The organism is Paenibacillus jamilae (genome assembly GCF_050482105.1).
GTDB classification, from domain to species: domain Bacteria; phylum Bacillota; class Bacilli; order Paenibacillales; family Paenibacillaceae; genus Paenibacillus; species Paenibacillus jamilae_B.
The window spans coordinates 173950-186786 of the sequence record NZ_JBCNHI010000001.1; the positions used below are offsets into that span (position 1 = coordinate 173950).

The 12837-nt window shown below is 46.9% G+C and carries 14 protein-coding genes; all 14 read right to left on the reverse strand.

All coding sequences use genetic code 11. The features are described 5' to 3' along the window. Positions 1–17: 17 nt before the first annotated feature. The 14 genes from spoIID to wecB all read right to left on the reverse strand — a co-directional run bounded on the left by spoIID (position 18) and on the right by wecB (position 12834). Positions 18–1457 carry a stage II sporulation protein D gene (spoIID, locus tag ABEW32_RS00635; RefSeq protein WP_430183724.1) on the reverse strand — a complete coding sequence of 480 codons (1440 nt, stop codon included), beginning with the start codon at positions 1455–1457 and terminating at the stop codon, positions 18–20. A 214-nt stretch (positions 1458–1671) separates the two neighbouring features. Next, positions 1672–3027, reverse strand: a complete 1356-nt coding sequence (gene murA, locus ABEW32_RS00640) for a UDP-N-acetylglucosamine 1-carboxyvinyltransferase (RefSeq protein WP_430183726.1) — start codon at positions 3025–3027, stop codon at positions 1672–1674. 323 nt (positions 3028–3350) lie between these two features. Beyond that, on the reverse strand, positions 3351–3602 hold the full coding sequence (locus ABEW32_RS00645) for a DUF1146 family protein (RefSeq protein WP_149034532.1): 252 nt from the start codon (positions 3600–3602) through the stop codon (positions 3351–3353). A gap of 345 nt (positions 3603–3947) precedes the next feature. After that, positions 3948–4361, reverse strand: coding sequence for a F0F1 ATP synthase subunit epsilon (locus tag ABEW32_RS00650; RefSeq protein ID WP_430183728.1), 414 nt, complete (start codon positions 4359–4361; stop codon positions 3948–3950). 68 nt (positions 4362–4429) lie between these two features. Continuing rightward, entirely contained in the window at positions 4430–5830 is a 1401-nt protein-coding gene (gene atpD, locus ABEW32_RS00655; RefSeq protein ID WP_430183730.1) for a F0F1 ATP synthase subunit beta, read from the reverse strand. Between the two features lie 121 nt (positions 5831–5951). Beyond that, positions 5952–6830, reverse strand: a complete 879-nt coding sequence (gene atpG / locus ABEW32_RS00660; protein WP_430183732.1) for an ATP synthase F1 subunit gamma — start codon at positions 6828–6830, stop codon at positions 5952–5954. Between the two features lie 175 nt (positions 6831–7005). Beyond that, positions 7006–8520 carry a F0F1 ATP synthase subunit alpha gene (gene atpA, locus ABEW32_RS00665; protein ID WP_430183734.1) on the reverse strand — a complete coding sequence of 505 codons (1515 nt, stop codon included), beginning with the start codon at positions 8518–8520 and terminating at the stop codon, positions 7006–7008. A gap of 19 nt (positions 8521–8539) precedes the next feature. Beyond that, the gene (locus tag ABEW32_RS00670; protein WP_016822885.1) at positions 8540–9085 is read right to left on the reverse strand and encodes a F0F1 ATP synthase subunit delta; all 546 of its coding nucleotides are present in this window, start codon (positions 9083–9085) and stop codon (positions 8540–8542) included. Then, complete coding sequence (gene atpF / locus ABEW32_RS00675; RefSeq protein ID WP_430183736.1) at positions 9082–9570, reverse strand: F0F1 ATP synthase subunit B; 489 nt, start codon at positions 9568–9570, stop codon at positions 9082–9084. The genes ABEW32_RS00670 and atpF overlap by 4 nt, the downstream gene beginning before the upstream one ends. Before the next feature lie 109 nt (positions 9571–9679). Beyond that, a complete protein-coding gene (gene atpE, locus ABEW32_RS00680) occupies positions 9680–9904 on the reverse strand; it encodes a F0F1 ATP synthase subunit C (RefSeq protein WP_007432750.1) in 225 nt (74 codons plus the stop codon). A 105-nt stretch (positions 9905–10009) separates the two neighbouring features. Further along, on the reverse strand, positions 10010–10834 hold the full coding sequence (atpB, locus tag ABEW32_RS00685) for a F0F1 ATP synthase subunit A (protein ID WP_430183738.1): 825 nt from the start codon (positions 10832–10834) through the stop codon (positions 10010–10012). Positions 10835–10863: 29 nt separating this feature from the next. Beyond that, complete coding sequence (locus tag ABEW32_RS00690; protein WP_430183740.1) at positions 10864–11244, reverse strand: ATP synthase subunit I; 381 nt, start codon at positions 11242–11244, stop codon at positions 10864–10866. Beyond that, positions 11237–11500, reverse strand: coding sequence for an AtpZ/AtpI family protein (locus ABEW32_RS00695; RefSeq protein WP_430183742.1), 264 nt, complete (start codon positions 11498–11500; stop codon positions 11237–11239). The genes ABEW32_RS00690 and ABEW32_RS00695 overlap by 8 nt, the downstream gene beginning before the upstream one ends. Before the next feature lie 167 nt (positions 11501–11667). After that, positions 11668–12834, reverse strand: a complete 1167-nt coding sequence (wecB, locus tag ABEW32_RS00700) for a non-hydrolyzing UDP-N-acetylglucosamine 2-epimerase (protein ID WP_430183744.1) — start codon at positions 12832–12834, stop codon at positions 11668–11670. Between the last annotated feature and the right edge of the window lie 3 nt (positions 12835–12837).

A 12837-nucleotide genomic window follows, 5' to 3' on the forward strand; every position in this document is an offset into this window, starting at 1 on the left:
AAGTTACGAAAAATTTACTAACTTAGAATACGAGAGGCATTCGCAAAAGAAATACCAGTATAATAGTGAAGAAGAATCTGAGTGGCGGTATGACCCTCCTTGGCCATTCCATTGGCTCCCCACTGGCTCATACCCACGCCATGACCATAACCATAGGTCGTTATAGCAATCCGATCCCCTTCGGTCTTCCATGTGAATTCAGCCGACCGTAGCCCTAGTTTGTTACGGATCTCCGGTCCCGTAAAGACCAAGCCCCCTACCTCAATCTTCTTAATACGGTGTCCTTCTGTCTTCGAGAGTATACGAATCTCTGGCATACTTCCCCTTCCAGTAGAAGCAGTGACCGCAGCACGACTCAAGCCCAATCTATCGAATACGCTCTGACGGCTCATTGTAACGGTTTCTGTAAAACGAGGGGCCAGCTGCTTGTCCCATGGACTGGACACACTTCGTAGATAGGGCACTGCCTTCGCCCATACATCCTCTGAATTTTCAGTGTAGCCATTGCTGGTAGAAAAAAAGGAAGCAGTAATGGGTTTCCCCTCATACACCATGATTGTATCCTTGGTGTCGCGTACAGCCTGGCGAATTTTAGCCAAATCTGCAGATTTACCAGAATGCTCCCATTCTCTAGTAAGTTTAGCTTTAGAAATGTAAGCCTGGTGCTTAACGGTATCTGTCACATCTGCGCCCGCTGGGGCTCCACTGGTGTCATCAGCCAACAAACGCCTCGCAATGAAGGTCCGTGCGGCAATGGCCTGCGCTTTTAGTGCTTCTTCCTCGAAGCTGGGCGGCATCTCAGCTGCTACTACGCCAACAATATATTGCTCCAAAGGTAATGTCTCCGTCCGACCAGTAGACGTAACGTACACACGTACATCCGGCTCTGCCGCGACCGGCACGCTGCGCGCTGGAGCAGCGGGTACCGCCGGTATTGGCGGAACACCCGGCAGACGCGTGACGGGCGCCTCACTCTTTGCCGCCGTATTAGGCTGCACAGGTGCGGTCGTGCGGCTCCCAGACGGCAAAGGCTGCGACGTCTGGCGAGGCCATGCCATTAGTGCGGGCACAGCCATGGCAAGCACCAGCACTCCAGCCATGGCAGCAAAGGGGAGCCATGGGCGACGGTTGCCCCAACGTGGGGCTCGCCCGGCTGCAGGCCGCAGATGCGGCTGCGGTCCCTGCCGCCTGCTTGCGTCGTATGGGTGACCAGGAGCTATTCCTACGTCAGGAAGCACCTTACCGACAGGGTGTATAGCGGAAGTCAACGCTGTGGTACGCCGCTCGGTCTTAGCGATAGGCGGCAATGCACCTGTTGTGCCTGATTGCTGCGGCATAAGTTTATTTTTGGGCAACGAAGTTGCTATAGAGCCGGGGCTTTCCTCCGCAAATGCGGCCTGGCGATTTTCCTTAGGATGATGAATGGGTATACGGATGCGAACCTGTGAATCTTTCATAGGCTGAAACCTCCATCAAAGGGCTGAGTGTCCGGCTGAAAGTACAGATATACTCCAGCAGATATTTTCAATCATATGAGGTCGTCCACTTTGATAGAACCGTTTTAAGAGAACTGAAAGAATGAAAAAGACAAGTAGCAAAAACACAAAAAAACCAAGCCCTTTCGGACTTGGTTCTAATTGTTCGAGTTTATCTATACCCATGTGCTAAAGCTTAGGCTAGAGAAGGCTGAATTTTTTTGAACAGATTCCCCGACGTTTCTTCTGGCATAACGCGCTCTGTACTGGCCGAATGATCCAGTTTGGATTCATCAACAGTCACTCTGTAAATGTCCGCTCCCAATCCAGTCAGTTTTTCAGCCAAATGAACGTAACCACGATCGATGTGATGAACGCCAGATACCTCCGTTGTACCTTCCGCAATAAGCCCGGTCAGAATTAACGCAGCACCTGCACGCAAATCAGTCGAGGTTACTTTCGCCCCCGTCAGCTTAGCATTGCCAGTTACAATCGCAGAACGACCTTCAACCTTAATTTCCGCATTCATGAGATGGAATTCATCCACATGCATGAAACGATTTTCAAACACGGTCTCTGTAATGATGCTCGTTCCTTCAGCGGCAAGCTGAAGTGCCATCATCTGAGACTGCATATCGGTTGGAAACCCAGGGTAAGGCAGCGTTTTAACATCAACAGCCTTCAATGGCTTATCCGCAATGACACGAATACCATTTTCATCGGGTTGAATCGTTACACCCATTTCTTCCATCTTGGATATAACCGGACCCAAATGATCAGATATTGCGCCTTCTACATATACGTTCCCGCCTGTGATCGCAGCAGCAACCATATAAGTACCTGCTTCTACCCGGTCGGGAATGACCGTATGTTTTACACCATGCAACTTCTCAACGCCCTCTATACGAATGACGCCTGTGCCTGCACCGCGTACTTTGGCCCCCATGCCATTCAGGAAGTTAGCGAGATCAACGATCTCAGGCTCCTTAGCAGCATTCTCAATGGTAGTAACGCCCTCAGCAAGAGTAGCGGCCATCATAATATTCTCGGTTGCTCCTACGCTAGCTACATCCAAATAAACTTTAGCTCCGCGCAAACGACCGTTACTTTTCGCTTCAATAAAACCCTGGCCCAAGCTGATCTCGGCACCTAACGCTTCAAACCCCTTCAAATGCTGATCAATAGGTCTTGTTCCAATTGCGCATCCGCCTGGAAGCGAGATTCTTGTTCGTCCCAAACGTGTAAGCAATGGCCCCATAACCAAAAATGATGCGCGCATTTTCCTAACCCACTCATAAGGGGCTTCACAGGAAATTATCTTCCGCGCGTCAACACGAATGACCTCGTCTTGGTATGTAACGCCTGCTCCTAAGGACTCCAGCACTTTATTAATGGTCATCACATCGTCTAGAGGAGGTGCATCCATAATAACACTTTCTCCTTCTTCTCCTAACAGAGAAGCGGCGATGATCGGCAGAACTGAGTTTTTGGCTCCGCTGACTTTGACACTCCCGGTCAATCTGTTGCCACCGCGGACGATAAATTTGCTCATCTATGGTTCCCTCCGCGCGTCATTTCTCTTTTCCATTTTTGAAAAAAAGAACATATTCCGCTATTTTCATGCCTTGCTTTTTCATTACATAAAAAAACAAGAATTTACTGATACCCTAACTGCCATCATACCACTAATTAAAACAAGTATACAAGCGTTTTTTGTACTTGACGACCATTGCGTTCTAACTGGTTCAGCTAACTATACATGCATGGTTCTTTTGTTAACCATTGTTAACAATATGGCACGATGTTATTCGACAATTCCTGCACATACACAGCCATAAACTCATATAACCAGCCTACTACATGTTAAAACAAATTCTAGAGCATCTGGCTCCAAGAGATATAGTTCAACAAGAACCCAGAAACCAACTGCCCCAAAATAATGGCAAGAAACAAATGCAGCAATCTGCCCTGCGGTCCTTTGGGTTGCCGAATTAACAAATCCAGCTTTAAGCTTTGTAAAGCCCACCAAGCTAACGCTATACAGATGAGCGATACGATCATGGAGATCAGCGCGGTCATACTCGCCGATTGACTTAACTGTTCAGCCAACTGCTGCTTCCCGTTCATCCGTAATTCCTCCCATCTGCGTCACAGACTTCTTTATAATACTCGGCAAGCGCCTAATATGCCAGTGCTATTTCTGTTTCCAGTACAAATATTTCGACAAAATGTGAACAATCACTTCTGTTTCGCGAATTTAAAAGGTACTAAATACCTAGCTATCAAACAAGAAATAGGACTGTACATTTGGGGAAAATAGCTAAAAAAGGGCCCGATCACAGTGATCGAAGGAAGCAAAGATATCACTCAACCTCTGCAGGCATTCTTGGGCAGAAGTTATGAAGTGGTCTCTTTGTCATTCCATCCGTATACTATGCCGAACCCTTTTAAAATTCCACTCAAAATCCAATATTAATTCCTATTGGTTCTGATACTTGTAGCATTCAATCGGTTAAGCGCCCGTTGCAGAGCGATTTCAGCCCGATGATGGTCTATCTGTTCTTGCTTGCTCTGGAGCCGCAGTTCTGCCCGCTCCCTTGCCGCACGGGCACGCTCCACATCAATATCCTCGGAACGCTCCGCACTCTCAGCCAAAATGACTACTTTATCTTTGCGGACTTCGACAAAGCCCCCATTGACCGCAATCACCTCGGTTTGACCACCGATTTTAATACGTACCGGTGCAATCTTCAAGGGAGTGACCAAGGGAAGGTGTCCTGGTAAAATCCCAAGATCGCCTTCCGAGCCGCGAACACTGATGCTGTTTACCTGTTCCGCATAGACCAGGCGCTCCGGCGTCACAATCTCTAGTAAATAGGTGCTCACTTGAATCCCTCCTGGAAGCTGTCTGCAGACAGCTCACTTCGTAAGGCTCGGCTATTATCTGCCGTATGTTACAACGTTTTAGCTTTTTCCACTGCTTCTTCGATGGCTCCTACAAAAAGGAAGGCCGCTTCTGGAAGGTGGTCATACTTACCTTCCAAAATTTCTTTGAAGCTTCGTACAGTTTCTTTAACCGGCACATATTTACCTGGGAAGCCGTTAAATGCTTCAGCAACGTGGAAAGGCTGTGAAAGGAAACGTTGGATTTTACGGGCACGTGCTACCAACATTTTATCCTCTTCACTCAATTCGTCCATACCCAGGATTGCAATGATATCCTGAAGCTCATTGTAGCGAGCCAAAATTTGTTTTACCCCTTGTGCTACATTGTAATGCTCTTCACCCACAACGTCTGGAGACAAAATACGGGAGCTGGATGCGAGTGGATCAACCGCTGGGTAAATACCCATTTCGGAAATTTTACGTTCCAGGTTCGTTGTAGCATCCAAATGGGCAAACGTCGTAGCAGGAGCCGGGTCAGTGTAGTCATCCGCAGGCACGTAGATTGCCTGAATGGAAGTAACCGAACCTTTTTTAGTAGAAGTAATCCGTTCTTGCAATTGACCCATCTCAGTTGCCAGCGTAGGCTGGTAACCTACCGCGGAAGGCATACGTCCCAACAGGGCAGAAACCTCAGAACCTGCTTGGGTAAAGCGGAAAATGTTATCGATAAAGAGCAACACATCACGGCCTTCTTGGTCACGGAAATACTCAGCCATCGTCAGACCTGTGAGGGCAACACGCAAACGCGCACCCGGAGGCTCGTTCATTTGTCCAAACACCATCGCTGTTTTGTTGATAACGCCGGAATCTCTCATTTCATGGTACAAGTCATTTCCTTCACGTGTACGTTCACCTACACCCGCAAATACAGAAATACCACCATGCTCCTGAGCGATATTGTTAATCAATTCTTGAATGGTTACGGTTTTACCTACACCCGCACCACCAAACAATCCGACTTTACCACCTTTCGCATAAGGAGCCAGCAAGTCGATAACCTTAATACCAGTTTCAAGCATCTCTGCTTGAGTTGTCAGTTCTTCGAAAGAAGGTGCTTGACGGTGAATCGGATTTCTAGCCGTTTCACTCATATCAGCACCATTATCAATTGGCGTTCCAAGCACGTTAAATACACGTCCAAGAGTAGCTTCGCCAACAGGTACCGAGATAGGCGCTCCCAGATCTATTGCTTCAGCTCCACGAACCAAACCATCTGTGGAAGACATGGCAATACAACGCACACGGTTGTCACCTAGATGTTTTGAAGCTTCGAGCGTCAGATCAATTTTGACTCCGCTCTCCAGCACAGTCCCAATATGAATGGCATTCAGAATTTCCGGAAGCTGTCCACGTTCAAACTCAACGTCGACAACCGGACCCATGATGCTCACTACGCGTCCTTTGTTCATCTTTTGGTTTCCCTCCTACAAGCTTGCACAGCCGCAAATCCGAACCATTCTGATTTGTTTTGCGCCCGCAATTTATCATAATAGTGTAGACCCTGTTATAAAACAGTCGTAAGAAGCCGCATTAAGACTGAGCGTTAGCCCCTGCGACAATTTCCGTAATTTCCTGGGTAATAGCCGCTTGACGAGCACGGTTATAGGTCAAGGAAAGCTCTCCAATCAACTTGGTAGCATTCTTCGTAGCAGATCCCATTGCTGTCATTTTCGCTCCCAGCTCACTTGCTTTACCATCCAGCAAAGCGCCGTAGATGAGCGTCTCCGCGTAACGCGGCAGCAATACTTCAAGAACCCCTTCTGGTGAAGGTTCATACTCATAGTTAATTGAGGATGAGGATGAGGATGAAGTTGTAGCTGAATCTGGTGTTGCCATCGGTAACAAACGATCAACTGTTGGAATTTGAGTCAATGCGTTGACAAAGCGGTTATAGCATAGATAAAGCTCATCAAATTCTTTAAGTTCAAATCCTTGTACTGCCTTGCTAGCAATCGTTTTGATATCTGCAAATGCAGGTGTATCTGACAGATCTGTTACCGATTCAGCGATAGGGAATTCACGACGTCTGAAATAATCCCGTCCTTTTCGCCCAATGATGAAAATCACAAATTCATCCTGTGAGCGGTGACGTTCAGCAATCGTCTGCGTAACCTGTCGCAAAATATTGGCGTTATAACCACCGGCCAGGCCACGATCAGATGTAATGATGAGATAAGCTGTCTTTTTAACCGGACGCGTCTCTAGCATTGGATGCTTGATGTTATTCGATCCAGAAGCAATGCTACTCACAACTTCTTTAAGCTTCTCCGAGTAAGGACGAGCCGATTCCGCTTTCTCCTGAGCTTTTCTCAGCTTGGATGCAGCGACCATTTCCATTGCTTTCGTGATCTGCTTCGTACTCTGCACACTTTTAATCTGACGTTTAATCTCGCGCATACCTTTTGCCATGATTTCACCACCTTCAAGCTTTGGCAAAGCCAATGCTAACTTCGTAAGATTCAAATCCAGCCGGACATATGTTAAAGGGCCTGTTATTGAGGGTAAAACATGCCAAGGAAGCCACAACCCAGAGGGTACGCTTCCTTAGGACATCTTTCATCATAAACAGGCAAATTCCAATATATTAAACCGACGTGGCGAACGATTTTTTGAATTTCTCGATAGCCGCCTTCAAAGCTGTTTCGTTATCAGCAACCAAGTCTTTCGTGTCGCGGATAGATTGAAGTACATCCTGATGATCAGACTCCATGAAAGACAGGAAGTCTTTTTCAAAACGTTTTACATCCGCTACAGGAATATCGTCAAGGAAACCTTTTACTGCTGTATACAAGCTGACTACTTGTTGCTCTACAGCAAGCGGTTGGTTTACACCTTGTTTCAAAATTTCCATCATGCGTGCACCGCGATCGAGACGGGCTTTAGTGGACTTATCCAAGTCAGATCCGAATTGGGAGAACGCTTGAAGCTCACGATATTGAGCAAGATCCAGACGCAGGGAACCTGCAACCTTTTTCATCGCTTTAATCTGAGCGGAGCCACCTACCCGAGATACGGAAATACCTACGTTGATCGCTGGACGTTGCCCTGCATAGAACAAGTCAGCTTCCAGGAAGATCTGTCCATCTGTAATGGAAATAACGTTAGTTGGAATATAAGCAGAAACGTCGGAAGCCTGTGTCTCAATGAACGGCAATGCGGTAAGTGATCCGCCACCGAGCTCATCGTTCAGCTTCGCCGCACGTTCTAGCAAGCGAGAGTGCAGATAGAAAACGTCACCCGGATATGCCTCACGGCCCGGTGGACGACGCAGCAACAGGGAAAGTTCCCGGTAAGCAGACGCTTGTTTAGTCAAGTCATCATAAACCACAAGGACGTGCTCGCCTTTGTACATGAAGTACTCACCCATGGCACAGCCAGAGTAAGGAGCAATGTACAGCAATGGCGATGGTTCGGAAGCAGATGCCGTAACGACAATCGTGTATTCCAGCGCACCGTGACGACGTAATGTTTCAACAACTTGAGCAACCGTGGATTGTTTTTGACCAATAGCAACATAAATACATTTCATGCCGTTGCCTTTTTGGTTCAAAATAGCATCGATTGCGATAGAAGTTTTACCCGTTTGACGGTCACCGATAATCAACTCACGTTGACCACGACCAATCGGAACCATCGCATCAATAGCTTTAATCCCTGTCTGCATAGGCTCATGTACCGATTTACGGGCCATAACGCCTGGAGCCTGACTTTCAACCGGACGGAATTCCGTTGTAGCAATCGGTCCTTTACCGTCCACAGGTTGCCCCAGCGGGTTAACTACACGTCCGATCATTGCTTCGCCTACAGGGACTTGCATGATCTGACCTGTACGTTTTACTTGACCACCTTCACGAATGTCGGAGAATTGACCCAAAATAACAACACCGACATTGCTTTCTTCCACGTTGAGCGCCAAGCCCAATACGCCAGTGTCGAATTCGACCAATTCACCGGCCATAACTTTTTCCAGTCCGTAGACGCGGGCAATACCGTCGCCGACTTCAACAACAGTGCCGACTTCAACGACCTCGATATCATTTTTATATTGTTCAATCTGACTCTTAATCAATGAACTGATTTCCTCAGGTTTGATACTCAAGTGTGTTCACCCCTATCTTCTATACTCGTCTGTTAAAGGATTTCTCGAGACGATCCAGCTTGCCGGCCAGACTGCCGTCGTACAGTGTATCGCCGATAACCACTTTCAATCCGCCCAGCAGACTCGGGTCCACTATATTTTCCACACGGATTGTTTTATGTTCACGGGTTCCGAATTCCTCGGCTACCGCTGTTTTTTCCTGATCACTTAAAGCATAAGTCGAATACACCTTGGCATGAGCAATACCCAGCTTGTATTCTTGAATATCGAGGTATCCGGCCAGGAGAGATTCGAACAAATCTGCTCTGCTGCGCTGAATCAACAGCTTAATCGTGTTAATCAGCGATGCAGACAACTTGCCTTCAAAATTGCTAGCCAGAACCTGAAGCTTGACTGCTTCCGTAATGTTAGGAGAATTAATGAATTTACGGATTTCAGCATCCCCCGATACAGCTTCTACAAAAGCACGTAGCTCCTGCTCGGTTTCCATAATGGTCTGTTCCTGCTCTGCTACTTCATACAAAGCTTTCGCATACCGTTTGGCAACTACCGTATCTCGGCTCATGCTTTGCCTCCTACCTCTTTAAGGTATTGGTCGACAAGCTCTCCCTGGACTTGGTCTTCCTTGATTTCCTTTTGAATCAGCTTGGAAGCAATTTGTACCGAAGCTTTACCCACTTCGCTGCGCAGTTCGGCAACTGCCTTGTTACGCTCGCTTGTGATTTCACGAACAGCTTCGTCTTTCAGGCGGACAGCTTCGTCTTTAGCCTGAGTAATAATTTGTTCCGCTTGCTTGTTACCTGTTTGTTTCGACTGCTCTATAATATCGTAGGCTTCCTTACGCGCCTGCTGGAGAGCCTGCTTTTGCTCCTCGACATAAGCAGAAGCCTGTTCACGCGTTTGTGCTGCCTCATTCATTTGTTGTAACACGAGTTGACGCCGCTTTTCCATAACGGAAAAGAGAGGGCCAAATGCATAGCGCGTCAGCAACCAGTACAAGATCAAAAATGCAATGATAGTGAAAACGATACTTGTCCAATTTAAACTCAATTGAAGTCACTCCTTTCCGGTGAACGTCGGTTCTGGATCTTTCATGTTCAAACGAACAAAGAAGGCGCGGATGGCTGTGCCTTCCCCGCCAAACCTTGCTTCCATTCAATTAAGCACCTGCGTAGAAAATGAATGCCAGAACGACCCCGATGATTGGCAGGGCTTCGACCAGACCTACACCGATAAACATTACCGTTTGCAATGTTGCTTTAGCTTCAGGCTGACGAGCAATACCTTCAACTGTTTTACTTACGATCAGACCGTTACCAATACCTGCGCCCAAAGCGCCCAAACCTACTGCGATTGCAGCTGCGATATATGCCCAAACTCCCATTTTTAAAAATCCTCCTTAGTGATGTGTATTTGTGTTTTACATGTATTTGCAGTTAAGCGCGAAGCGTACTCCTGGACTTAACTAAAAACCGGTAAAAGCGCTTGTCTAATGCTCTTCTTCATGCGTGTCAATGGACTGCGAAATATATACAAACGTCAGAATCGTGAAAACGAACGCTTGGATACTGCCGACAAAAATACTGAATCCCTGCCAGACTACGAGTCCCAATACGGAAGCAACCATACCTCCCACACCAAGTGCTGTCAATTTCAGCAGAACACTAATCAAAACTTCGCCGGCAAAAATATTACCGAACAGACGCATACCGTGTGTCAATAGTTTTGAGAACTGCTCAATCAAGTTAATTGGCAAAAAGAACGGGAATGGCTGAACGTAATGCTTGAAGTAAGCTTTGGTATTACGGAAGATCCCCAGGAAATGAACCAGGACAAAGATCATTAATGCCAGTCCAATGGATACCCCTGCATCAGCGGTAGGTGATTTCCACCAGCTGATACCTACATGGGCAGCTTCGCCCGGGTGAGACGCCTGTGCTTGTTCTAATGCTTCTTTAACTGGAATGATTTCATGTCCAAATACTTGGGCACTTTGCACATTATCGAATTCAGTCACAATCCCGAACGGTAACCCCAGCATATTCCCCACGAAAATGAACATGATCAGCGTCATTCCCAAAGAGAGGAATGGCTTCCCTTTCTTCAAATCCATTGTGCTGGAAATCAGTCCTTGAACGAATTCTACGACCCATTCCATAAAATTTTGCAGCTTGCTCGGATTGTCCACAGACAAATTGCGTGTTGCAGCAAATGCCAATCCAAATACAATCGCGCAAGTCACAATAAGCATAATAATGACGGACAAGTCAATATTAAACCCGCCCAATTCGATAATCGGTGATTCATGCAACATGTTTTCTCACCCCTTTCTCAGTTGAGCCATCATTTTTCCTGTAGCGCGAATATGATGCCTATAATTAAAAGAAGAAATTGTCCAGTCACCAGGCTTGCCATTACAGCGATCTCATGGAAATAGGCCGGAAATTCTATCGCCAGCACCACTGCCAAAATAGAGGTCCCTATTCGAACGCCAAAGCCTATGCCTACCACTCTCTTCTTGCCTTCACCGGCGGCCGCATTCGCAACCTGTCGAATTTTGTAGGCCATATACAGCACATTAAGACAGCTTACTCCCGTTCCCAGAATGATTCCGTGAGCAATGTCACGATGTTGGGGCATGAAGGCGGAGACCAGGAAACACAGAGCCATAATCATAAGCGCTACGATCCATAACATTTTTTGCATACGGGTCATCTCATTCATGGTTATCCCTCAATACCTTTCCGATCACAAGGGCAATACTTAATGCGCCTACAACCAAGCCTGCGAGAACGCTTACGCCAATCCAAATTCCGGAGCCGCCAAGTTTGGCGTCAAGCCATTTTCCGGCATAGAAACCACCCAGTGTGCATATCGCCAAATCAATGCCGATCGCGCTCACCAGTCCTATGGCCTTAAAGGCATTTCCGGTGTTGTTTCGGTTATTGTTTTGCTTGGAAGGTTTGACCACTTTTCTCATGTCACCCCTGCAATTCCAGTCCATTTTACTTAAATATAAGATGCTTTGTCAATTGAGATATTTTAGCGCCCTAAAGTACAAAAATCAGTCGACAAAGCATCTTAAATTGCTGTATCCCTTGGTAACCGTACAGTTTAACTGTATGCTTACCCTATAAAGACTAATGATTACGAACGAACGCCTTTTGTGAACATTGTGTGAAATTCTTCAGGACGTTCTGTTTGAACACCGTAATGGTGAAGAATCGCATTGACAATTCTCACTGAAGCCTGTCCATCACCGTAAGGATTCGCTGCCTGACTCATAGACTCATACAACGCGGAATCTGTCAAAAGAGCCTTGGTTCGATTGTACACATTCTCTTCACTTGTACCCACCAATTCCAAGGTACCCGCTTCAATTCCTTCTGGTCTTTCGGTCGTATCACGCAGCACCAGGACAGGTACTCCGAACGAAGGCGCCTCTTCCTGAAGGCCACCAGAATCCGTAAGAATCAGATGCGTATGCGGATAAAAGTTGTGCAGGTCCACTACATCCAGCGGATCAATCAGCTTAATACGCGGATGGTTGCCTAAAATCTCAAATGCAGGTTCCTTTACAGCCGGGCTCGGATGAACCGGGTACACAATAGCAATATCCTCAAACTCATCTGCGATCCGCTTAACCGCATTAAAGATTTGACGATGCGGTTCCCCTTGGGACTCCCGGCGGTGTGCTGTCATGAGAATCAGGCGCTTGCCCTGAGCCCACTCCAGTACCGGATGCTCGTAGTCCTCACGAACGGTATATTGAAACACGTCAGTTACTGTATTGCCTGTTACATATATTCGCGATTCAGGTTTATTTTCCTTCCGCAAATTCCCAGCTGATAAAGAAGTAGGTGAAAAATGCAAATCGGACAGCACGCCTGTGAGCTGACGATTCATTTCCTCAGGATATGGAGAAAGCTTGTTCCATGTCCGCAGGCCTGCTTCCACATGCCCTACTTCAATTTGCTGCATAAAGGCCGCATAGCTGGCCAGAAAAGTCGTTAGCGTATCGCCGTGAACCAGCACAATGTCAGGCTTAGCCTCACGCAATACGGGCTCCAGTCCTTGAAGTACACGTATTGAAATTTCATTGAGTGTTTGGCGATCCTTCATTACATCCAGATCATAGTCAGGATGAATATTAAAAACCTCCAGAACCTGATCAAGCATCTGGCGATGTTGAGCTGTTACGCATACCACAGACTCGATATGCTCCGGATGGCGCTGAAGTTCCAAAATGAGAGGAGCCATCTTAATCGCTTCCGGACGCACACCAAAAATTGTCATCACTTTGATTTTGGACATTTC